The sequence below is a fragment of the Chryseobacterium joostei genome (assembly GCF_003815775.1).
GTDB lineage: Bacteria > Bacteroidota > Bacteroidia > Flavobacteriales > Weeksellaceae > Chryseobacterium > Chryseobacterium joostei.
The window spans coordinates 2708677-2731995 of the sequence record NZ_CP033926.1 but is presented as its reverse complement, the minus strand read 5'-3'; the positions used below and the strand labels follow the sequence as shown (position 1 = coordinate 2731995).

The 23319-nt window shown below is 35.1% G+C and carries 18 protein-coding genes; 1 reads left to right on the top strand and 17 read right to left on the bottom strand.

What is annotated here, in order from left to right; translation table 11 throughout:
* Nucleotides 1-34 precede the first annotated feature (34 nt).
* The 3 genes from EG359_RS12465 to tsf all read right to left on the bottom strand — a co-directional run bounded on the left by EG359_RS12465 (nucleotide 35) and on the right by tsf (nucleotide 7295).
* Nucleotides 35-2845, bottom strand: coding sequence for a T9SS type B sorting domain-containing protein (locus tag EG359_RS12465; protein ID WP_076355152.1), 2811 nt, complete (start codon nucleotides 2843-2845; stop codon nucleotides 35-37).
* A 78-nt stretch (nucleotides 2846-2923) separates the two neighbouring features.
* Entirely contained in the window at nucleotides 2924-6271 is a 3348-nt protein-coding gene (locus EG359_RS12460) for a T9SS type B sorting domain-containing protein (RefSeq protein ID WP_076355150.1), read from the bottom strand.
* Nucleotides 6272-6467: 196 nt separating this feature from the next.
* A complete protein-coding gene (gene tsf, locus EG359_RS12455) occupies nucleotides 6468-7295 on the bottom strand; it encodes a translation elongation factor Ts (protein WP_076355148.1) in 828 nt (275 codons plus the stop codon).
* A 143-nt stretch (nucleotides 7296-7438) separates the two neighbouring features.
* On the opposite strand from tsf, the gene EG359_RS12450 reads away from it, so the two are divergent.
* Entirely contained in the window at nucleotides 7439-8221 is a 783-nt protein-coding gene (locus tag EG359_RS12450) for a DUF6759 domain-containing protein (RefSeq protein WP_076355146.1), read from the top strand.
* Nucleotides 8222-8274: 53 nt separating this feature from the next.
* Here EG359_RS12450 and EG359_RS12445 read toward each other — a convergent pair whose 3' ends face one another.
* From EG359_RS12445 to accC, 14 genes are all read right to left on the bottom strand, one after another.
* Nucleotides 8275-9231 (bottom strand): acetyl-CoA carboxylase carboxyltransferase subunit alpha, encoded by a 957-nt coding sequence (locus EG359_RS12445; RefSeq protein ID WP_076355144.1) that lies wholly within the window; start codon nucleotides 9229-9231, stop codon nucleotides 8275-8277.
* A 49-nt stretch (nucleotides 9232-9280) separates the two neighbouring features.
* On the bottom strand, nucleotides 9281-10789 hold the full coding sequence (gltX, locus tag EG359_RS12440; protein WP_076355142.1) for a glutamate--tRNA ligase: 1509 nt from the start codon (nucleotides 10787-10789) through the stop codon (nucleotides 9281-9283).
* 220 nt (nucleotides 10790-11009) lie between these two features.
* Entirely contained in the window at nucleotides 11010-11882 is an 873-nt protein-coding gene (locus EG359_RS12435) for a glycosyltransferase family 2 protein (RefSeq protein WP_076355139.1), read from the bottom strand.
* On the bottom strand, nucleotides 11875-12891 hold the full coding sequence (locus EG359_RS12430; protein WP_123867378.1) for a hypothetical protein: 1017 nt from the start codon (nucleotides 12889-12891) through the stop codon (nucleotides 11875-11877). Before EG359_RS12430 ends, EG359_RS12435 begins: the two co-directional genes overlap by 8 nt.
* Nucleotides 12892-12896: 5 nt before the next feature.
* Entirely contained in the window at nucleotides 12897-13934 is a 1038-nt protein-coding gene (locus EG359_RS12425) for a glycosyltransferase family 2 protein (RefSeq protein WP_076355136.1), read from the bottom strand.
* A 6-nt stretch (nucleotides 13935-13940) separates the two neighbouring features.
* A complete protein-coding gene (locus EG359_RS12420; protein WP_076355134.1) occupies nucleotides 13941-15131 on the bottom strand; it encodes a glycosyltransferase in 1191 nt (396 codons plus the stop codon).
* Nucleotides 15132-16118: a glycosyltransferase family protein gene (locus EG359_RS12415; protein ID WP_076355132.1), complete on the bottom strand. Its 987-nt coding sequence runs from the start codon at nucleotides 16116-16118 to the stop codon at nucleotides 15132-15134. It lies immediately after the preceding gene.
* Nucleotides 16119-16122: 4 nt separating this feature from the next.
* A complete protein-coding gene (locus tag EG359_RS12410) occupies nucleotides 16123-16869 on the bottom strand; it encodes a glycosyltransferase family 2 protein (protein ID WP_076355130.1) in 747 nt (248 codons plus the stop codon).
* Between the two features lie 53 nt (nucleotides 16870-16922).
* Nucleotides 16923-17687: a polysaccharide deacetylase family protein gene (locus EG359_RS12405; protein ID WP_084180468.1), complete on the bottom strand. Its 765-nt coding sequence runs from the start codon at nucleotides 17685-17687 to the stop codon at nucleotides 16923-16925.
* A gap of 1 nt (nucleotide 17688) precedes the next feature.
* Nucleotides 17689-18471 carry a glycosyltransferase family 2 protein gene (locus tag EG359_RS12400; protein ID WP_076355126.1) on the bottom strand — a complete coding sequence of 261 codons (783 nt, stop codon included), beginning with the start codon at nucleotides 18469-18471 and terminating at the stop codon, nucleotides 17689-17691.
* Nucleotides 18472-19719, bottom strand: coding sequence for an ornithine--oxo-acid transaminase (rocD, locus tag EG359_RS12395; RefSeq protein WP_076355124.1), 1248 nt, complete (start codon nucleotides 19717-19719; stop codon nucleotides 18472-18474).
* Nucleotides 19720-20082: 363 nt separating this feature from the next.
* Nucleotides 20083-21114, bottom strand: coding sequence for an MAC/perforin domain-containing protein (locus EG359_RS12390; RefSeq protein WP_084180466.1), 1032 nt, complete (start codon nucleotides 21112-21114; stop codon nucleotides 20083-20085).
* Between the two features lie 133 nt (nucleotides 21115-21247).
* The gene (locus EG359_RS12385; RefSeq protein WP_076355120.1) at nucleotides 21248-21799 is read right to left on the bottom strand and encodes a YdcF family protein; all 552 of its coding nucleotides are present in this window, start codon (nucleotides 21797-21799) and stop codon (nucleotides 21248-21250) included.
* A gap of 84 nt (nucleotides 21800-21883) precedes the next feature.
* Nucleotides 21884-23239: an acetyl-CoA carboxylase biotin carboxylase subunit gene (gene accC, locus EG359_RS12380; protein WP_068944864.1), complete on the bottom strand. Its 1356-nt coding sequence runs from the start codon at nucleotides 23237-23239 to the stop codon at nucleotides 21884-21886.
* Between the last annotated feature and the right edge of the window lie 80 nt (nucleotides 23240-23319).

Here is a 23319-nt window from a genome sequence, read left to right as displayed (position 1 = left end):
AGATCGCGGTTTTGAATGTTTTATTTTGAATTTATTATTCTCTGTTTTTTACTAAAATCCAGCCTGTATATTTTACCTGAGTCTTTTCTTTATTCGCCTCATTCCAAGAAATGTGATACCAGTAGGTACCGGTTACAAGTCTCTTGTCAAAATGTTTACCATCCCACTTGAAATTGTTGAATTTAGTTCCGGTAAATATCATGTTACCATATCTGTCATATACTACAAAAGACAGGTTGTCTTTATAGGCAAGTTCACTGTAATCGATGAAGTCATTTACATTATCTCCGTTAGGTGTAATGGCATTCAATAGATTTGGAACTGTAATTTCTGTTGCAACAGGAGTACAATTGTAAGCATCTTTTACGTAGAATGTATGCTGACCTCTTGTTAATCCTGTGAAAGTGTTAGAATCCTGCCAGTTTGCAGTTCCGTCCACAGCAAATTTATAAGGAGCTTTACCGCCCACTGCAATTACTGTTGCACTATTGTTGTTGATTTCGATTTGTTGAATTACAGGATCTTCGGCTTTTTTCACTCTTACTATTTGTGTAAGGAAACATCCATTTTTACTAAGTATTACAGAATATTCACCAACTCCAACATTTCTGATTCCGGATGTAGTAGCACCATTGCTCCATGCATAAGAATCATATCCAGGTCCGGCATCTAAATCTGTTTTAGCATCAATACAAATGTATTTATCTACTAATATCGGAGACTTCTTGATTGGAAGTGGAATAAGTTCAATTTTTGAAATAGCACTACATCCTTCAGCAGTAGATACTTTTACATACACAAATCCACCAGTTGAAGGGAAGTTGTCAGGTGCTGTTATTTCATTGATACCCGCATTAAGGTCAGTTAATGAACGGTAGTATTTTTTTATTGCTGCTCCGTAATCTGTAATCTTAGCCTTAGTTAAATCAAAATAAGCATAAGGAGCTACGTCATACCAACAAGCTTTAATAATATCATCTTTTACAACAAAAGGAATAACATTAAGTTCTAAAGTAACTTCTTCACAATCTGTAAACTCTACAGAGTCTCCACAGAATGTATAAACGATTTTGTCTGGTCCCTCATAATTTGCGTTTGGTGTATAGGTAATTGTTCCGTTTGAATTTACAACTGCCGTACCTTTAGTAGGGGGAGTAAGTATTTTTACTGTAGTTGCTACCGGAGTCTGTGTTGAAGACGTGAAGGTAGGTGTAATGATTTTGGTAGCACAAACTGCAAGGTTTTGTTTTGTGATTTTTAAGCAGTTTTGTACTTTATATACAGGTGTAGTAACAGGAGGACATGTTCCCATTGTTACCTTTACAGTGTAATTTCCAGATTGGGTAGGAGTATAGCTATAAGATGTTGCTCCTGGGATAGCCACGCCATTTCTGAACCATTGGTAAGTTTCATATCCATCATCCACTTCAAGAATAAGCCCTGGAACACAATCTCCTGTTTTCTTAGCAATTACAGGAATTGAAGAGAATCCGGCAAAGTAACCTCCATATCCAGCAGAGCTGTATCCTCCGTTAATACCTGCTGTTACAGCCTTGGTAGAGGTAATGGTAAGGTTGTCTACCACTCCGGATATTGCATAAGTTACCCACTGAGTATTTCCTGTAAGAGGATATGGTCCTTCAGCTGCACTAGGAGGGTTACTATTTACCAATACGGTAGCTCCTGCTTCAGTTAGAATATTTAGTTTTAATGTAATTGGATCCGTAACGCCAGGCATTTCATTAATCTTACCAATTTCATCAATTTTTCTTGGTAAGAAACAGTTCAATGGCGGGATATAGTTAAATCCATTCGTTGCTGCATTATTATCTATTCCTATAAATTGATATAGATATACATTCTTGGATGTTGAGATAAACATATTGGAATGATTTCCTGCACCAGCTTGAGTTACATAGCTTGTTTCATTAATTCTGTACCAACCTCCTGCGTTAATAGTTTCAACAGGTGTTGTAGATCCATTCAGATAGATTGCAGTATTGTCTTCAGTTGCAATAATAAGTCCTCCCTCCATATTAAGTGAAGGATTGGTAGATCTTGTTTTTACCATGGCAAAAGTGTTTCCAAGTCTATCAACAGGAACAGACTGATCAAGAATAGGGTCAGAGCCACTTGTAGGTGTTGAGAAGTTACCATTACAACTACCATTGGTAAGGGTAACAGGTTTGTCTGCAACCACCTTGGCGCCTATAAATCCGTTCTTATTAGCAGCGGTAGATCCACTTCCGGTAAAAATGAAAGATTGTCCTTTATTTAAAACAAATGAATGTGTGTTTCCGGGAGGTGTTCCGTTAGTGAATACAAGTCCCGGAGTATTCCATGATACTGTTACACTGGTATTGTTTTCAGTAGCCATAATCCCTGCTGTAAAGTTATAAAGGCTATTAAGGTCTGTATTGGGACTGGCAGCTACATAAAATTGTTTACCAATTCCGGCTTTTCCTTTACTGGTAATAATTTCACCGTGTACAGATTGTGCCAATCTTAAACTACAGTAAAAAGGCTTCTCTCCTTTTAGATAAAGCCCTTTGCTGACTACATTAAAGGCTTGTGTAGTCGCATTAGCAGAGATAATAGATGCATCTACATCAACAGTCTGCGGGTTTCCTTTACTGATGGTAACCGTTGTAAGAACGTTATTATTATTAAATACTTGTACAGGAAAGGGGGTTGTGGAATCTGTGGATAGATATAGCCTGTTCTCAAAGTCCCCTACAGAGGGAGCTGTGTAGTAAGGGGCTATCCAATGTTCAGTATCCCTTTGCGCAAAGAGGGTATTAATTGATAAAAAAAGTAACACCAAACTGAGTAGAAATCTTTTCATGTGTATGGAATTAGGATTTCTACAAAATTAAAATAAAAAATCAAATACCTTTAATAAATTACAAACAAATGTTAAAAATTACTCTCGATTTTTAATTAAAAGCCATCCTGAGTAAGAAACTTGTAATTTTGAATCTGGCTCAATCCATCTTATTACATACCAATATGTTCCTGTGGGAAGATTTCTTCCGTTTGATCTTCCATCCCAAATATAATTTTTATCTGAAGACTTATAAACAGAGGCTCCGTATCGGTCTGCAACCTCTATAGACACGTCTTGTTTTATTCTTAATTCAGAATAATTAAGAACATCATTGATGCCATCTCCATTAGGCGTAATTGTATTGATAAGATTAATGACTAAAAATTCCTTGGTAATATAACGACAACCATCAGAGCCTAATACATATACTGTATGAAGTCCTCTTGATAGTCCTGTAAATATATTAGATGGCTGGTAATCTAAGCCATTTAAAGAATATTTATATGGGGGAGTTCCTCCAGTTACATGAACGGTTGCCGTAGTACCGGAAACATCTATTCTTGTAATGGTAGGAGATTGTGCCGTTGTTACATTTACCTGTTGGCGGTATACACATCCATTGAATCCAAGGTCTACATAGTAACTTCCCGCATTGGCAATAATAGTTTGGGCAGTTGCTCCATTGCTCCATAAGTAAGAAGAGAATCCAGGGCCTGCATCCAATAGAATCTTTTCATTGGAACAGATGATCTGATCATGAAGCGTACTAGATTTTTTAGGAGATTTTAAAGTAAGAGTTAATACACCGGTATCAGGACATCCTGTACTACTCTGGAATCTTACATAAAACACACCCGTGTAAGTAATAACCTGTGAAGCTGCAATGGGGTTGGTTCCTGCCTGAGCATTGGCAAGGGAAGTATAAAATGATACAACTACTGCCGGATCTATTGTAAACAAAGCTTTGTAATCATTAAGATTTACAGATTCTGAGCCATTAAGATCATTGTCACAGATATCTGTTTTTGCATTGTTTGTTATTAAAGGAATTTTATTTCCAATGGTGAAATTAATTTGTCCCAAAGCTGGCGGACAGTCTCCTACATTGGCGGTCACCCTTATGTATACAGTAGTACTGGCTGTATAAGTCCAGTTGGTGGGAAGAGTATTATTGTTTCCCGCATTAGCATCAGTCTGATTCAGGTAATATTTTACTGTAAAGTTAGCCGAGTTCGCTACGATTTGTGGGGTTACATCGTTGAAATTAACATTCACTATTCCATCTAGATTTTCATCACAAATATTTCCATTGAAGGTACTTGTATTGATGTTTGGAGTAGGATAAGTGCTTAATGTAATTGTAGACACCTTAGAGCACCCATAGATAGACGTTACATTAGCATATACAGTTCCTGATGGTCCTGAATAAGCAGTAGGAGTGGCTATTGGTCCTGTTAAATTGGCGTTTGTAAAGTAAGCTACCGTTGCACTTGTATCCGGAGTTACATTGGCATTCTTCAGATTAAAGGTTCCGTTTCCGTTGGCTGAAGCACAAGAAAACATACTGTCATTTGTGTTCTGAAGAACATGGGTATTTACTACAATATTAAAATATTCAAATGCTGCCGGAGTTCCATTTCCCTGAATATAATATGTAAATGTATCCGTAATATCTGCAGTAATACCTGCATTGGGAGTATAGGTAATTTGCCCGGTTGTAGGGCTTATTGCCACGGTTCCATTAGTAGGCTGTACAATAATGCTTGTATTAGCCGGAATCACTGTTTGACTTGAGCTTGTAAATGTGGGAGTAATTACTTTGGTATTACATGATCCGATATCATAGGTTGTTGTAGTAATAGGCGGACATACCGTATAATCATACTCTGCAGTCATTCTGGATTCACAACCGGTTTTAGTAATATAGCAGGTATATATTCCGGATCCGTATAAATCAGGATTGATGGTAGGAGTTGTAGCCCCAGGAATTTCAACTCCGTTAAGATACCATTTGTAGGCATCATGTCCCGGATCTACTTCCAGAAGTACCCCATTGTAGCAATCACCGGTTTTGGAAATCACTGGAATAGAAGAGAATCCTGCGAAATATCCTCCATATCCTACGGCTCCATTTCCCGCAGCAATTCCTGCTGTAACTGGTTTTGTAGAAGTTACCGTAACATTTCCGGTTACATTTGGCATGGAGTAGGTTACCCAATTTGGATTTCCGTTTACAGGAGCAAATCCTGTCACCGGATTTCCATTAACGGTTACTGTTGCTCCCGTTTGAGTAATGATATTAAGTTTTGTATTATAAGCAGTACTGCCTATCATATTAATGAGTCCTATCTCATTGATTTCTTTAGGTAAAAAACAGCTTAATGGTGGTATAAAGTTCATTCCTCCTGTCTGATACACTGTGCTTCCTGAAGCTCCGGCAAGAAGTTGATATACATACACATTTTTGCTGGCTGAAATATTCATATTGTAATTTCCGTTACCCTGATTGATGTAGCTTGTAGCTTCAATCATACGATATTCTCCAGCATTAAGATTAACACCGGGTAAAGGATTTCCGTTGATGATAAGGGTAGTATTGTTTTCTGTAGCAACGATAAGGGCTTTCTCCATTCCTACAGTATTTGGCCCATTTCCTTTTACCATTACAAAATCTTTTCCAAGCCTCTCTGTAGGAACAGCTTGATCCATTAATATATCTACATTGGTACTGTTTTGGGTGGTATAAAGGCCGTTGAAGTTTCCATTAGTTACGGATACCGGTTTATTGGCAACGAGTTTTGCACCTAACAGTCCTCTTCTGTTATTCACTCCCCCCATATCACTATTTACATCAAGGATATAAGATTTACCCTTATTAATAGTAAATGTTCTTGAAGGCATTACACTGCCGTCAGCAAAAACAATATTAGCACTATATCCGGATAAAGTTACCGTGGTATTATCTTCTGTGGCAGTAACTCCTACGGTGGAATTTACATAATCTTTTGGAGAGGTTGTGGGAGCAGTTCCTATGAAAAAAGTTTTTCCGACTCCGGCCATTCCTTTAGAAGTAATAATTTCAGCTTGTTGTGGAACTGAAAACCTAAAGTTAGCAAAGAATTTTTTAGATCCTTTTACATGCAGCCCCATCGTATTTTGGGTAAACAGATTGTTCATGGTAGAAGCAATCATATAAGTACTAGGAACTGTAAGTTGTACTGGGTTCCCTTTGCTTATCTGTACGGTAGAAAAAACAATATTGTTATTAGATACCTGTACAGAAAACGGAGTCGTCTCGTTGGTTGAGAGATATAAATAACATTGCGGGGGAGTATTTCCCTGAAGCGAACTTGCTGACATTGGGGCAAACCAGTGCTCAGTATCCAATTGTGCATTAACAATTAGGCAAATAAAAGTGCAAATAGCTAGTAGAAATTTTTTCATGTATTATTATAAGGGGCCGCAAATCTAAGCATTAATAATCATATTTTTACGTAAAAAAAACTTTGAAATCTAGATTATGCTACAATTGTTGAATATTTAAAACTCACTTCATTTTGCGTTCATATTCATCAAATTTATTCCATAAAAAAATCCCGATGAAACTCATCGGGATTAAGTATTTTCTTTGAAAGAAAGATTAAGCTAAGCTAATTCTTACAAATCCTGTTACTTTAAGGTCTGCATTTACAGATTTTACATAGTCAGCTACAGAAATAGAGCTGTCTTTGATGAAATCTTGGTGTACCAAAGTGTTGTCTTTGTAGAATCTCTGCATTTTACCTTTCAAGATATTGTCGATAATGTTTGCAGGCTTACCTTCTTCAACAAGTTTGTGTCTTTCGATCTCTAATTCTTTATCAATAGTTTCCTGAGAAACAGCAGTCTCATCAAGAGCAATTGGGTTCATTGCAGCAGCCTGCATAGAAACAGCTTTAGCAGCTTCGTCAGCTCCTTCTACTTTAGCAGAAAGTGAAGTGATAGCAGCAATTTTGTTTCCAGCGTGGATGTAAGCTCCTAAGAAAGGTCCTGTAATTCTTTCGAATGCACCGATCTCAATTTTCTCACCGATAACTCCTGTCTGTTCGATTAATTTCTCAGCAACAGTCATTCCGTGGAAATCTGTAGCCAATAATTCTTCTTTAGTAGCAGCGAAAATAGCCATTTCAGCTAATTCGTAAGCAAGTTCGATGAAAGCTTCGTTTTTAGCAACGAAGTCAGTTTCACAGTTTAAAGAAATTACAACACCTAAAGTGTTATCTTCGTTTACTCTTGCGATTACTGCACCTTCACTTGAATCTCTGTCAGCTCTGTTAGCAGCAACTTTTTGTCCTTTTTTTCTAAGGATATCTACCGCTTTTTCGAAGTCTCCTTCAGCTTCAACTAGAGCTTTCTTGCAGTCCATCATACCTGCACCTGTTTGGTTTCTTAATTTAGCTACGTCTGCAGCAACTGGTGTATAAGACATAATATCTATTATTTTTTATTTAAGATTAGTATTAATTTTTAGCTTAATTTTAGAGCAGTGCAAAGATAATGATTTTAATGATAAACTAAAAAATGACTTTTCACGTTATTAATATATTTAATACTATTTTAAAGATTTGATTAATGAAAAAAATCTTCCTTCTCCTATTTATATGCGTTTTTTCTCTTGGATTCTCTCAAAAAAAGAAAAAATCAAAATCTAAAGCTGTTGTAGAAAAAGAAACTGTGATCATTTATACAGAGCAGGAAGCTGAAACTTCTAAGGAGGCTAGAGTAATAGCTGGCTTCATAAAGCAGAATCCAGGCCACGCAAAAACAGATTACCTGAAAAAAAGATTGATGGATATTATCATGGCAGATAATTCTCCTGAGGCTAAGCCAACGATAAAGCCAATCAGTAAAGACAAAATTGAAAAGATTGTAAAAAATAATGAGCTAAACAGTGGTAAAGTGCTTGCCAGCAACAATGCATCGGGTAATACTAAGGTTGCCACCACAAGTAATACCAAGAATACTGATAAAATTAATGATGCTATTAATGCTTTGAAAGAAGAAAGACGAGTAACTTATGCCTCAGCAGGATCTGCTAAGAGTGCCGGAACTGCAAAATCAGAACCAAGCAGCGATGCTAAAAGGACAGCAGCAATGTTGACGCATATTTTTAATACTGATATAAGTTCTAACGAGGCTTATATTAATATTAAAAATAGATCCAGCTGTAATTTAGTTGTAAAAATCAGTGGTAAGAAATATTACAATCTAACTGTTCCTGCAAAAGGACAAAATTTTATTTTGATAGATAAAGGAGAATATGTGCTGACAACAATGGTATGTGATGCAAAATATTCTTCATTAAAGAAAATTACTCAGGATATTGAGATTGCGCTCAATGTTGCTGAGGATTAAAGAAGAAGACTAAAGTAAAAAAGGTTAAGAAATTTTCTTAACCTTTTTTATTTTTATCCTTTAAACTGACCCATCGCAATGAACTTGTCCTGTCTCTGGGTTTCAAGCTCCTGTCCTGTAAATTTGGAAAAAGCCTTGATATTTTGTAAAATAGAATTTTTCAAGTTTAAATAAGTGGTCTCCTGATCATAGTGAGCGCCTCCAAGTGGTTCTTCAATGATTCCATCAATGAACTTTTCCCTTAAGGCATCCTGAGGAGTAAGGTTTAATGCATTCGCTGCATCTTCCTTATGATCCCAGTTTCTCCATAGAATAGAAGAACAGCTTTCTGGTGCAATTACAGTATACCATGTGTTTTCCAACATATATACCTTATTACCTACACCTATTCCTAAAGCTCCACCACTTGCTCCTTCACCAATGATGTAAGTAAAGATTGGAGTCTTCAGCTGAACCATTTCAAAAATATTTCTTGCAATAGCCTCACCTTGTCCTCTTTCTTCAGCTTCTAATCCTGGATAAGCTCCCGGTGTATCTACCAATGTAACAATAGGGATATTGAATTTTTCAGCAAGCTTCATTAGTCTTAAAGCCTTTCTGTATCCTTCAGGATTTGGCATTCCAAATCTTCTGTGCTGCCTTTCCTTAGTAGTCCTTCCTTTTTGAGTCCCTATGATCATTACTCTCTGACCATCAAGGGTAATCAATCCTCCAATCATTGCCGGGTCATCAGCGAAATTTCTGTCTCCATGAAGTTCTAAGAAACTGCCTTTGTCTGCCATTCCGTTGATGTAGTCCAATGTATAAGGACGATCCGGGTGACGGGACAGTTGTACTCTTTGCCAAGGTGTAAGATTTCCATAGATTTCTTTTTTCTTTTCTAAAATCTTGTCCTCAATCTGGCTGCATGCTAATTTTACATCAACACCACTTTCTTCTCCTACTAAAGAACACGTCTGGTATTGGTCCATCAATTCTTTGATAGGAAGTTCGAAACTTAAATATTCCATTTCTTGAAGTAAATTAAATCTTTCAAATGTATGAAAAATTATGTTAATTCTATTTAAAATTATTTATAGCATTGCTTATTCTAGAGGTACTTTCCTCTTTACCAATGATTTCCAGAATATCCGGAACATCTGGTCCTTTCAATTCTCCTACCAAAGATAAACGTAGAGGCATCATTACCTTACCCATTCCTAAGCCTTTGCTTTCCGCGAAATCATGCATAGCCTGCTTTAAGGTTTCAGCAACAAAGTCTGTAGATTCAAATATTGTGGATAATTCTCCTAAAATAGCAGATGTTTCGTCATTCCATGCTTTTTTAGATGCCTTTTCATCATAAGAAATGGGAGCTTCAAAGAAGAATTTTCCATTTTCATAGATGTCTTTAGGGAAAGTAGCTCTTTCTTTCATCAGGTGAATTACTTTTAAAAGCTTTTCATCAGAAACAGCAGAAAGATCGAGATCTGTATTTTTAAGGATCTGAAGAAGCTCTTCATCAGACTTCATCTGAATATACTGGTGGTTAAACCATTCTGATTTTTCCTTACTGAATCTTGCCCCAGCCTTGTGTACTTTATGAAGATCAAACTCCTTAATCATTTCTTCTAAAGGAAGAATTTCCTTATCATCAGCAGGAGACCAGCCCAATAACGCTACCATATTGATAAACGCATCAGGAAGATAACCATTTTCTCTATATCCTTTAGATACTACGCCCGTTTCAGGGTCTTTAAAGTCTAGCGGGAATACAGGGAATCCGAACTTATCACCATCTCTCTTGCTTAGTTTTCCTTTTCCTTCAGGTTTTAGAATTAAAGATAGGTGTGCAAATTGTGGAGCTTCCCACTGCATTGCTTCATATAATAAAGTGTGTAATCCTAAAGATGGTAACCATTCTTCACCACGAATTACGTGAGAAATTTCCATTTCGTGGTCATCAATGATGTTGGCGAAGTGGTAAGTAGGCATCCCGTCATTTTTTACAAGAACCTTGTCATCCAATGTATTGGTATTTACCGAAGATTTTCCACGGATAATGTCCTCAAGATTTAAAACTCTGTCCACAGGCATTTTAAACCTTACTACATACGGCGTTTTTTCATCTAATAATCTTTGAACTTCCTCTTCAGAAAGGGCAAGACTATTTCTTAAACGGTTTCTTGTTTTGTTGTCATAAGAGAAAACATCACCTTTTGCTTCAAATTCTGCTCGGATGGCATCCAGCTCTTCTGGTGTATCAAAAGCGATGTAGGCATAATCTGTTTTTAGAATCTGCTCTGTATATCTGTCATAGATGTCTCTTCTTTCAGATTGTCTGTAAGGGGCAAATTTTCCTCCTTTCTTAGGACTTTCATCAGGGATGATTCCACACCATTCTAAAGCTTCTTCAATGTATTCTTCAGCTCCCTCTACATATCTTGCAGTGTCTGTATCTTCAATTCTTAATACAAATTCTCCTCCTTGATTTTTAGCAAAAAGATAATCATATAATGCGGTTCTTACGCCTCCCAAATGCAAAGGTCCGGTAGGACTTGGAGCAAAACGTACTCTTACTTTCTCCATTTCAATTTAAATTTTTGCAAATTTACTTAAAATTATGCGTTTAAGAGATGATTTATCACTTCGTCTTGGCTTTTTTGTTTTTAAGTTCTAAATCTAAAAAAGAAGAAGAGGTTGGGAAATGACTTTGTAGAAAATGATATTGAATCTGGCGGACCCTAATTAAAATTTTGAAAAAGGCTGCCAAAATAATTCGGACAGCCTTTTTTGTATTGTTGTAATATTAATCCCTTTTTATTCCTATGACTTTTAAAACCTTGTTGATTTTATACTTCATAGTTCTTTTATAGCCTAGCAGCTTAATTCTTTCCATCAGTTGTAGGTTTTCCTTCATGGTAGCCAAAAGATCCTGTTTGAAGAATTCCCTCAGTAAATCTTTATCTGAGATTACCTGTTCCAGCTTATCAAGGGCTTTTATTCTATTTTCCTGCATGAAAAACAAATTGTGCGTCATACCAGCAGAATTCATTCTATAAGCCAAAAGATATTCTGGAACAAAGTGAGTTTCCGGTGTATTTTCATAAGCCTGAAGCCAGAAAAACCAATCTTCTTTAGCTTTAAGTTCTTCGTTGAACTTATATTTTTCTACAATATCCCTGGAAAAAATAGCACAGTGAATAGGAATTGAAAAAGTATTATCCCACTTCAGTAAAATTTCTTTTTGGCTGAAATATTCTGTCTTCAAAATGCAATGGGGAGGAAGAACCGTTTGTGTAGCACTGTCAAATCGCTGGAAATCTGTGATCACAATGGCATTTGTTTGATTATTGATCTCTCTAACAGATTTCTCAAATTTTTGATTGTATAAATAATCATCACAATCCAAAAATTGAACAAAGTCACCCGTGATATTTTGAATTCCTGCATTTCTTGCAGAACTTAAGCCTCCGTTTATCTTTTTGATGTACTTTATCCTGTTGTCCTTTTTCTGCCAGTTCAGGGCTATATCTTCAGTATTATCTGTACTTCCGTCATTCACCAAAATACATTCCCAGTTTGAATACGTCTGGTTAATTAACGAATTGATACAGTCATCAAGAAAAATAGCCTGATTATAACAGGGAACGATGACAGATATCTTGATGGAATTATTCATGTTTACTGGTTCTTTTATTGTTTTTTTTGTCCTGGATTATTTCTCTGATCCAATTACTGAAGCCATATTGTTTTACAATTTCCTCCGGTAATTCGTGATAGGGGGTATGTAAAAACTGATCAATATTTTTATAATTGTTATTTTCTACAACAAAGATATTATCGGGATGGTAGAAATTGTATTTTTTTACCATTGTATTATCAGTGATCACTTTTTTCTTGTAGTACATTCCTTCAAAAAAACGAATGGAAAGTCCGTTGTGTAAAGGATCTACAAAATCTAAAAGTATATCAGAATCCTTTACCAATTTCAGATTTTCTTCAAAGCTTATCCTGTTCTGAATGTATTTGATCTTATCATTTCTTTTTTCAGGTTCCTTAAAGTATTGGATGAAAATGGATAAGTCAACGGGAAGATCAGAAACTTCCGCAATGAATCTATTGATCTTTTCTTCACGACTTTTCCAATATAATCCCACGAAATACAGTCTCGGTTTCTCTGTGTTGTATTCCTTATGTGCAGGAGGGAGATGATCAAAATAAAAATTAGTAATGGACTTAATATTGGGTTGAGACTCTACATTTTCAAAACAGAAGAATGAGTCAAACAGATTGAAGTAATTTTTAACTTCAGGAAACTTCTCAATGCCATCCCATTGATAAGCAATGAGTTTTTTTGTTTTCTTTTTTAAATTTTGGATAAAGGGAATAGGAAAATTGTCCGGACGAATCACTAAGATATAGTCCAATTCTCCTTCAATGGCTGAAATGCTTTTATTAAGGTCTTCAAGAAAGTGTCTGTTAATAAGACCTTGCTTGTATTCCTTGTTTTTGAGAATATTTTTAACGAAAAAATTTTTTATACTTTCAGCGCCTTTGTATCTAAATTTTGAAACTTTATCTGTAATTAAATAGGTTTCAAATCCCTCTTTTTCCAAATTATCTAAAAATAGTTTGGGAAAATCAGAATAATCCGGCATTACCAAAAGAAATTTTTCTTTCTTTATCACGTTACTTATTTTGAGTTAAAGATACTGAATAATACTATTTTATAATGTTTTCTGATACTGTTGACAGGGGAATTGAAATATTCCTTTTTTATAGTTTCAGCATCTTTTAAACTTATAGTATTGAGATATTTAAAATACCTTTTTTCCGTAGTACTCAGCTTAATATTATCCTTAAACTTAGGATTTACTTCCCGGAATGTTCTTTCCATTTCCTGAATGGCTTCTGCTGAGTAATTTCCATGATGCTTATAATTTCCAATGATGATCTTTTTCAGATAAACTATATAATAAGCAATAATATTCTTATCAGGAAACTTCAGATAATATTTCTCGTAAATGGTTTTGATTACGCTAAGATATCCAAACAGGTTTTTATCACTGTTTTTTTTGGTAATCGACTGAGAGTTGTCGGCAGTGTAGTGGTAAGTGACATCGGGTATAAAAGTTACATTTTCTGCGGCAAACATAACCTCGAAAAACCAAAGCTCATCCTCGTGATAAATTTTACTCAGAAATTGTAACCTGTTTTTTTTCAGAAACTCTGTTTTGTAAAGCTTATTTTGAGCCATTGGACTTAATCCTTCGGTTATGTTTTTAATAAGAACCTCAGAGTGTTTGTTTTCAATAGCCTGTATTTTTTCCGGATGTGGTAGGTAGGAAAGAATCTTTTTTTCTTCCCAGGATACAACTGCAGTTTTTCCTACAATAATATCTTCTTTGCCTGTATAGGCTGATAGCAGAGATTCTATGGCATTTGATGGAAGGAAGTCATCACTATCACAAAAAAATATAAAATCTCCAGTAGCTTTTTCCATTCCAAAGTTACGGGTGTCAGATAGGCCTTTGTTTTCCTGGCTGTAAACCTTGAATCTTGTGTCAGAAAAAGTATTAATGATATCCAAAGTATTATCTGTGCTCCCATCATTAATGATGATACATTCAATATTTTTATAAGATTGGCTTTGAATGCTTTCAAGAACCTCTTTTACGTAATAGGATGCATTATAGCAAGGAACAATGATGCTTACTAGAAAGTTACTCATGGGTGGTTATAATTTTTTTAACGTAGTACTTACGGCCTCTATTGAAAAAGGTTTTAGGCTATCAACAGAATTTTGGCTTAATGTATTCCAAAGTTCTTCACTATTATTCAATTGAATAATAGCTTCTGCAAAACTCTTTTCATCATTAGCAATCAAGACGTTTTTTTTGTCGATCAACTGCATTCCTTCAGCTCCTATATCTGTGGTAACCACGGGAAAAAAGTATTCAAAAGCCTGTCCGATCTTTCCTTTTACACCAGCCCCAAATCTTAAAGGGGCAACCATAATTCGGGAATTCATAAAATGCTCTTCTACACTTTCTACAAAGCCCAAAAATTTAAACTTAGGATATTGATTGATATCCAGCTTGTCTGCAACATTCCCAATGACACTTACCTCAAGTTCCGGATTAGTTTTCCAGACGACAGGCATTATTTTTTCGTATAAAAATTTTACCGCATCAATATTAGGCTCATGGATAGACCCGATGAAAATAATCCCCTTGCTTTCATGGAAGCCTTTTCTGTCTGAAATATTAATCTTAGGGTAGTGGATGTTAGAAATCGTAATGATTTTATTTTGATCCGCGTATTGGCTCATAATCTCCTTTTCCTTGTCAGAAATAGCGATGATATAATCTAATTGTGGAGCCACAACAGTTTCCAGGTGGAAAAAGTGCTTATAGTTTTTCTTTAAAGAAATACGGGTGGGTTCTATTTCAATAGCTCTTTTATATCTTAAAAAATGAATATCCACCATGTCATACATAAACTTTGTATGGGTCAGGATGTTTTTCATTTTTTTGTAAAAAAGATTCAGAGCGAGAGGCCCATTAAACCAAACGTAGTCTATATTTTTAGAAGAAGAAAGAAAAGCATAGATGTTTTTATATTTATTATTCTCTACAAAAACAATGATTCCATGCTGCTGGTAAAACTTTACGTAGGTGCTGTCCTCAAACATATGAGGTGCAAATAAAATACAGTTATACCCTAATTCCTTATAAATTAGAATGATTTCTTTCAGCCTGTTGGAACCGGAATCCTTATCATGAGTTGGAAAATCTCTTGAGGTGAAAAGAATTGTCTTTTTCGATTCATCATACAGGTTAATATTGATGATATCCTGAGTTTGAAGATCTTTAAGTCTCTTCTTTCTTTTAAAATGTTTTTTTATATCCTTTAAGATTCCCATCATTTAGCTTTTATTATCTAATCCAAAAACCTTGTTTATCCAGCTGTCCAAAGTGTATTTTTCGTAGACATCCTCCGGAATACTTTGATAAGGGCTTTCAAAAAAAGATCTGTCAAGATTAGTGATATTTTTATTTAAAATCAAAATATTGTTTGGGTTGTAAAAATCATAGGTTTTAATGGATTCATTATCCGTGATGATTTTCTTTTCCAAAGACATGGCTTCAAAAACCCTGAAGCTTAATCCATATTGGCCCTCGCGCATCAAATCAAGTAAAACTCTGGAGTTTTTATAATATTTCGGAAGATCGTTATGCGGTATTTTTTTGATGCTGAAAATTAAGAAAAGATTTTTTGGGATCTTGATAAACATGTTGGTCAACTGATGTCTCCATGATTTTTTTCCAATCACCATGATCTGGAATTTCAGCTCCAGTTCCATCAGCTTTTTCGCCAATAATTTCACCATTGAAACTCTTCTGCTATCGTAAGAGGTGATGTAGAAAAGGTCCATTTCAGGATTTTGGTTTTCCTTTGGAATATGGGGTAGATAGATGTAATTGGTTATTTTTTCAAAACCATGTTGCTTTACATCTGCAATATCAAAGGAGAATATTTTATCAAAAAGATATAATTTATCTTCTACAGGTACTCTTTCAAGATTATCATAAAGATACGTGATGAGTCTGTCTGTATATTTTCTGATCTTTTCAAGAGTGGAAAGATCAAAGGTGTCTGGATTTAAAACTAATATCTGATCCTGATGCCCCAGTTTTTCAAGGGAATCAAGAACATACTTTTGCCTTTTTTCTGTCTTAAGGTTCTTGTTTAAAAAAGTCTTGCTTAAGGCATTTACAGCCCTTTCGTTAAAGTTGGAATGGGTTACGGTACTTATTTTTATATGATGGGACTCAATACCTCGTTTGCATAGTGCTTCAACAATATACTTATCATAATCCCAGAAGTCATAACTAATGATACAAATCTTCATTCAACTAATTTTGCTCTTTTTTTAATGATTCATAGGTTTCAAACACACTTAAGGATTGCAGATAAGAAAGCTGGTAGCCCTCTTTTCCGTCTAGAATACCAAGTCTCATTATGTAGGCTTTAAAGAATTTAAAAGCAGTTTTAAGATATTGAACTAAAACACTGTACTTTTTCCCTTTTGCAGCCAGTTCTTTTCCCTTTAATACTCCGTAATGAATCATTTTCTTTTTGTAGGATTCATAATCTGAAACAGAGTAATGTAATAATTTATTTTTTAAAATCCCAATGCTTCCGTTTACTTCAAGCGTTTCATGCACCTTTTTGCCTGCCATATACCTCGCCTTCGATTTTCTGAAAAGTCTGAAGTTTTTATCAGATTGAGTTCCTGAAAAATGTATCGGTTTTTGGGCAAAAAAGAATTTCCTGTAAAAATAATAGGCATCTTTTTGCTCGGGCTTGTTCAATTCATCTATAATCTCTTGCTTTAGAGCGGGAGTAATTCTTTCATCTCCGTCTAGAAACAAAACCCAATCATGAGTTGCAGTATCCAGGGCAAGGTTTCTTTGCTTTGTAAAGTCCTCAAATTTGTTTTGAATCACCCTTACATTAGGGAATTTTTTTGCAATATCTACAGTTTTGTCCGTACTAAAAGAATCTACTACTATTATTTCATCACAGAAATCAAAAGACTCTAGGACCTCCTGTATATTTTTTTCTTCATTATATGTTATGACTAAACCACTTATATTCATCACAACGCTTTGTTTGATAGAGAAGTAAGTAAAATACCTCTTTAAAATTTTTTTTAAAATAGTTTTAATCTTCCAAAGATAAGTTTTAATTTGAACTTTATTATCGAATCTTTGCCTTTTATATCAACTCTGCATAGCTCGTATGGGTGCTGGGTTGGGTAGTAATTAACTCTATTTCCAATTCTTACTGCAAAATCAATTCCTATTTTTTTCAAAACAGAAAAAAAAACAGATTTTTCCTCTTTTTTATTAGGGTATTTTCCATACGGGTATGCTAAAACCTTTGAATAGGGTATGTTCTGGGCATCCAGAATTTGCATATTTTTTTCTAGATCTTTTTCTATAAAATCCAAAGACCTGTTTTTCAGGTTTTCATGTGCATGAGTGTGAAGAGCAATCTCAAAATAATTTCTATCCAGGCTTTTGATTTCATCAAAGGTCATCATCGGATAATTTTTATATCCTTTTTCTATGAATCCTGTGGGGATAAAAATGGTTGCCTTCAGATTATATTTTTTCAATAAAGACGGGAGGTACTCAAGGTTGTTTCTGTATCCGTCATCAAAGGTTATGATAATGTTTTTTCTCGTAGAAATATTAAGTTCTGAAAAAAAATGAGGAGTATATTTTTTACGGCTTAAATAGGAAAATTGTTGTTCAAGATTTTTTAGGCTTACTGTAAGATCTTCATGGCTTTCCTTTTCAACCTGATGATACATGAGAATAACCAGTCTGTTGTGTGGAAATACAAAGAGATAAAGACGAAAATATACTACAATAAATGTCGCCAATAAAACAAGAATAAGATACAGAGCCATGCTATTTTGCTGTATGTTGTTGAATTTCTAATAATCTTATTTTTTCACGCAGTTTAATGTATTTCAAAAAGGTGTAATAAGACATTGTTTTGGCAATATAAAATCCAGGAAATCCATCCAGAAATCCCAGTTTGAAAATAAAAACTTTGATAAATTCAAAAATAGGGCTTACAATGATTTTAAATCTATTGATTTTTTTTCCTTTCTCAAACATTTTTTCAGCCATCATATCAGAATACTTATTGATTTTCGAGACATGATGATGGATACTTTTGTAGGTATAATGATCGAGTTTTCCTTCCAGAAGACTGGATTTCTGATCGGTAATCAAAAATTCATGCACTTTATCATCAGAATATCTTGCGATTTTTTTTCTGAAAAGCCTTTCACGGCATACATTTCCCCATCCTCCATGTTTGATCAGATGAATCCCAAGATGATTGTTAAATTTTGCCTTATAGACATTGAATTCCGGATTTTCTGAAGAAACGATCTTCTTTATGGATCTTTTCATGTCTTCATCGGGAACTTCGTCAGCATCCAGAAACAGAATCCATTCATTAGAACATAAATTAAGGGCATGGTTTTTTTGTTCACCATACCCATTAAATTTTTTCTCAAAGAATTTTATCTGAGGATATTTTTGAGTGCAAATCTCTTTTGTCTTATCTGTGGAAAAGCTATCAACAATAATAATTTCATCGGCAGTATCTGCCAGAGAATCTAAAAGTCTTGTGATATTCTCTTCTTCATTATAAGTAATGATTGCAAGGGAAAGAGCCATTTATTTATACTCGAGAATAGTCTTTTCAATAATCTTCACACAATCCAGTAATTGCTCTTCAGTAATTACCAATGGTGGTGCCAATCTGATGATGTTACCGTGTGTTGGTTTTGCCAATAATCCGTTTTCCTTTAATTGTAAGCAAAGGTTCCATGCAGTGGAACTGTCTGGGGTATCGTTAATCAAAATAGCATTTAAAAGTCCTTTTCCTCTTACTTTGGTAATAAGATCAGTTTTTTCAATTAGCTTGTCAATTTCAGCTCTGAATAATTGTCCAAGCTGTTCTGCTCTTTCAGAAAGTTTTTCATCTGCAACCACATCTAATGCTGCTACAGCTACTGCACAGGCAATTGGGTTTCCTCCAAATGTAGAACCGTGTTGCCCAGGCTTGATGACATTCATGATTTCATCATTGGCTAAAACTGCTGATACAGGATACATTCCTCCAGAAAGTGCTTTTCCTAGAATTAAAATATCCGGTTGTACATTTTCATGGTGACAAGCAATAAGCTTACCTGTTCTTGCAATACCTGTCTGAACTTCATCTGCAATGAAAAGAACATTGTGCTTTTTACATAGCTCAGAAGCATTTTTAAGGAAGTTTTCATCCGGAACATATACACCGGCTTCTCCTTGAATAGGCTCTACCAGGAATGCTGCAATATTTCCAGCTTCTCTGCTTAGAACTTCTTCTAATGCTGCAATATCATTATAAGGAATCTTGATAAATCCAGGGGTAAAAGGGCCGTAATTTTGGTTAGCATCAGGATCATTAGAGAAAGAAACAATGGTTGTAGTTCTTCCGTGGAAGTTGTTTTCACAAACAATGATCTTTGCCGCATTTTCTGAAATACCTTTTACTTCATAGCTCCATTTTCTGGCAAGCTTTACAGCAGTTTCTACTGCCTCAGCTCCGGAATTCATTGGTAAAACCTTATCAAATCCGAAAAGAGTGGTGATCTTTTGCTCATATTCTCCTAATTTGGAGTTGTAGAATGCTCTTGAAGTTAAAGCCAGCTTCTGAGCCTGTTCTACCAATGCCCCTACAATTCTAGGATGAGAGTGTCCTTGGTTCACAGCAGAATATGCTGAAAGAAAATCATAATACCTTTTGCCCTCTACATCCCAAACGAAAACACCTTCGCCACGGTCCAGAACTACTGGAAGGGGGTGATAGTTGTGTGCTCCATGTTTGTCTTCAAGGTCAATAAAATACTGTGAGTTTTTTGTTTGTTCTGCTGTTGACATATGTTTGGTTTTTTACAAATTTACATAATATTAATGAGATGAATGAACAAATACCCAGTGCGGTTAACGGTTGCAATTGAAGTGAATTTTAAGACGGAATAAAGCTGATTTAGAAAATATTTTCTTTTTTGAACGGCTATTTCAGGTATTATATCTTTACAAAAATCAAATTTTTATATATTCTTTTTAGATTAATTTTTTGTTAATCTGTAACTAAATGATATGTTGTAATTTAACATAATGGTGTTTCTTGTTATAAGACTTGCCTTTAAATCAAGGCTCTTGTTAATAGCATATTTTAAGAAAATAAAAGAGACTGTTTCAAAAGTGAAACAGCCTCTTTTATATATAAATTTACTAGTCTTAATGAGATGCTAAAAGTACCTGGTTACTTGTTAGATATTGATCAACATATGATTTTAGTTGAGCCTTTTTTGATGGATCACTTACTAGATCATAAATTAATACCAAACCATTAGGTCCGAAATCTACCAGAACAGAATTGTCCTTAGTAGATGTACTTTGCCAGTCGGAAATATTAATTTTAGAATTGGGCTGATCAAGATTGAACATTTTTGCAAAACCTTTTGATTGGTCTCCACCTCTTGTAACACAGTATAGCTTTTTAGAATAATTTTTAGAGGCCTCCTGTGCATCTGTGTCATTTGATACGTTTGAGTTCAAAGTATTAATAACTGTTTTGACACCAGCTCTGGCAGCACTTTGACGATCAGGATTGGTTGTTTGAGCCTGAAAAATCATGTCTATTTTAGCACCTGTGTAAATATCCACTGTAACGTGTGTTCCATAATCACGAACAATTTGTTCCGGTGTTTTAGACTGGATATCTTGTAAGAAATCTTGAGTAAGGTAATTGCTAAGCATATCCGCAGTAGCGTTTATACGATATCTTTTTTGCTTAATGAGAAGATTGTAACTTCCATAGATATATTTAGCATCAAAAAGATTAGAATTATTTGTTGTAGCTGAATTAATTATACTTGATATTGTTTTTCCGTAAAGCTGCATCTGCTCTGTAGCACCTACTTTGTTTGAAATTACTTTTGAGAAAGCAGCTGCATCTGCACCATATTCCTCTGAATACTCCTGAGACAATGTATTTTCATCCAGTAATCTTGCTCCCTGTTCTGCTTTGAATAGATCAATGTTGATTACTTTAGAGCCTGTAGCATTAGCGTTTGCATATTCTCCGGTTACATTGTAGCCATATCCAAGGGCATTATAAGCTCCGAATTCTTTATTGTTTACAGGTAATGTAAGGTTTTCACTGGTGGGATTTTGAGTTTGTGTCTCAACAAGTGTTTCATCATTTGAACATGATGATGCAGATAGCATAAGTAGAGCACTCATGCATGATAAAATTCGCTTTTTCATAGTTGTCAAAATAATTTTACCAAAAATAGAGATAAATCAAAAACCAGGGAAGTAATGATGTGTGATAAAAATCATGATGTGTGATTTTTGAAATAGCGCTTCAAATAAAAAGAGATGGTAAAAAGTAAGGGTTTTATAGATAATAAGCGAAAAATTCTCTGAAGACAGAATATAAATCTCTTATTTCAAAATATGTTGGGCTTGAGCTTTCTATATTTTTGAAATTGTGTTCTCTGAATAGTTTTTTTATACGCGTTTGATGGTAGAATTGTGATACGGAAATAACCTTGCTGAATTTTAGACTGTCTGCTATTTTTATGGTGTTAATGACCGTTTTTTCGGTATTATTTCCAGAGTTATCCACCAAGATCTTCTCTGTTGGGATTTTGTTTTTAATAAGATACTTTTTCATTTCTGTACCCTCCCAATATCCCTCTTTGCCTAGCCCGCCACTTACAAGTATATTCTTGACCTGTTTATTATGATAGAGTTCTATACTTTTATCAAGTCTGGCTTTCAGTCGAGGGGATAGAGTTCCGTCTTCATTTACTTTATTTCCAAAAACTACTGCCAGATCTGCTTTCTGTTGTGGCTCGGTAAAACCATCATATGTAATATAAAGCGAATGAATGATGAACCAGAATAATCCTGCAATAAGAATGTATTTTAAAATTTTTTTCAGCATGTTGTTTCATTATTAGATACCACCTGCAAAAATAAAAAACTGCCTCAAAAAGAGACAGTTTAAAGTTTTTATTTTAAAATAATCTTAGTGATTATCATATTTTCTATCCATTACAAAATCTTCCATGAATTTTGTAGTATAGTTTCCTGCAAGATAATCTTCATTATCCATCAGTTGTCTGTGGAAAGGAATAGTGGTTTTTACACCCTCAATATAGAACTCCTCAAGAGCACGTCTCATTTTTGCAATAGCTTCCTCACGGGTTTGAGCCGTAGTGATAAGCTTAGCAATCATAGAGTCATAGTTGGAAGGGATTGTATATCCTGAATAAACGTGAGTGTCTACTCTGATTCCGTGTCCACCAGGAATGTTTAATCCTGTGATTTTACCTGGAGATGGTCTGAAGTCTGCGTAAGGATCCTCTGCATTGATTCTACATTCAATTGAATGTAATTTAGGGTAATAGTTGATTCCTGAAATAGGAGTTCCTGCAGCAAGAAGAATTTGTTCTCTGATAAGGTCATAATCAATTACCTGTTCAGTAATAGGGTGCTCTACCTGAATTCTTGTATTCATTTCCATGAAATAGAAATTTCTATGTTTATCTACAAGGAATTCAATAGTTCCCACTCCTTCATATCCAATGAATTCGGCAGCTTTTACAGCAGCGTCACCCATTTTCTCACGAAGTTCATCTGTCATGAACGGAGATGGAGTTTCTTCAGTTAATTTCTGGTTTCTTCTTTGTACAGAACAGTCTCTTTCAGAAAGGTGACAAGCTTTACCGAATTGGTCACCTGCAACCTGAATTTCGATGTGTCTAGGCTCTTCAATCAGTTTTTCCATGTACATACCTCCGTTTCCAAAGGCAGCCACAGCTTCCTGAATTGCAGATTCCCAGTGATCTTTAAGGTCTTCAGCTTTCCAAACAGCTCTCATCCCTTTACCACCACCACCAGCAGTTGCCTTGATCATTACCGGATATCCTGTTTCTTCAGCAACTTTTACAGCGTGCTCGTAAGATTCGATCAAACCGTCAGAACCAGGTACACATGGTACACCAGCTGCTTTCATGGTAGCTTTAGCATTTGCTTTATCTCCCATTTTCTCGATCTGTTCGGGAGAAGCACCAATAAATTTGATACCGTTCTTTTCGCAGATTCTTGAGAAATTAGCATTTTCAGATAAGAATCCATAACCTGGGTGAATTGCATCAGCATTGGTAATTTCCGCAGCTGCAATAATGTTAGGGATTTTAAGGTATGAGTCTTTGCTCATTGCAGGACCAATACAAACAGCTTCATCAGCAAATCTTACGTGAAGACTGTCTTTATCAGCAGTAGAGTATACCGCTACGGTTTTGATCCCCATTTCTTTACAAGTACGTAAAATACGCATTGCAATTTCGCCACGATTGGCTATTAATATTTTTTTGAACATCTTTTTAGATTTTAGGTAATAGGTAGTAGGTACTAGAAAATTAAGTCTGCAAAACATTTTTTATTCTGCAACCTAAAAAC

Coding starts and splice junctions, on each gene's coding strand:
- EG359_RS12410 (WP_076355130.1), bottom strand. CDS start 16,869: ATGAATATAAGTGGTTTAGTCATAACATATAATGAAGAAAAAAATATA.
- accC (WP_068944864.1), bottom strand. CDS start 23,239: ATGTTCAAAAAAATATTAATAGCCAATCGTGGCGAAATTGCAATGCGT.
- EG359_RS12385 (WP_076355120.1), bottom strand. CDS start 21,799: ATGCTGAAAAAAATTTTAAAATACATTCTTATTGCAGGATTATTCTGG.
- EG359_RS12420 (WP_076355134.1), bottom strand. CDS start 15,131: ATGATGGGAATCTTAAAGGATATAAAAAAACATTTTAAAAGAAAGAAG.
- gltX (WP_076355142.1), bottom strand. CDS start 10,789: ATGGAGAAAGTAAGAGTACGTTTTGCTCCAAGTCCTACCGGACCTTTG.
- EG359_RS12435 (WP_076355139.1), bottom strand. CDS start 11,882: ATGAATAATTCCATCAAGATATCTGTCATCGTTCCCTGTTATAATCAG.
- tsf (WP_076355148.1), bottom strand. CDS start 7,295: ATGTCTTATACACCAGTTGCTGCAGACGTAGCTAAATTAAGAAACCAA.
- rocD (WP_076355124.1), bottom strand. CDS start 19,719: ATGTCAACAGCAGAACAAACAAAAAACTCACAGTATTTTATTGACCTT.
- EG359_RS12400 (WP_076355126.1), bottom strand. CDS start 18,471: ATGGCTCTTTCCCTTGCAATCATTACTTATAATGAAGAAGAGAATATC.
- EG359_RS12460 (WP_076355150.1), bottom strand. CDS start 6,271: ATGAAAAAATTTCTACTAGCTATTTGCACTTTTATTTGCCTAATTGTT.
- EG359_RS12425 (WP_076355136.1), bottom strand. CDS start 13,934: ATGAGTAACTTTCTAGTAAGCATCATTGTTCCTTGCTATAATGCATCC.
- EG359_RS12445 (WP_076355144.1), bottom strand. CDS start 9,231: ATGGAATATTTAAGTTTCGAACTTCCTATCAAAGAATTGATGGACCAA.
- EG359_RS12405 (WP_084180468.1), bottom strand. CDS start 17,687: ATGGCTCTGTATCTTATTCTTGTTTTATTGGCGACATTTATTGTAGTA.
- EG359_RS12390 (WP_084180466.1), bottom strand. CDS start 21,114: ATGAAAAAGCGAATTTTATCATGCATGAGTGCTCTACTTATGCTATCT.
- EG359_RS12465 (WP_076355152.1), bottom strand. CDS start 2,845: ATGAAAAGATTTCTACTCAGTTTGGTGTTACTTTTTTTATCAATTAAT.
- EG359_RS12450 (WP_076355146.1), top strand. CDS start 7,439: ATGAAAAAAATCTTCCTTCTCCTATTTATATGCGTTTTTTCTCTTGGA.
- EG359_RS12415 (WP_076355132.1), bottom strand. CDS start 16,118: ATGAAGATTTGTATCATTAGTTATGACTTCTGGGATTATGATAAGTAT.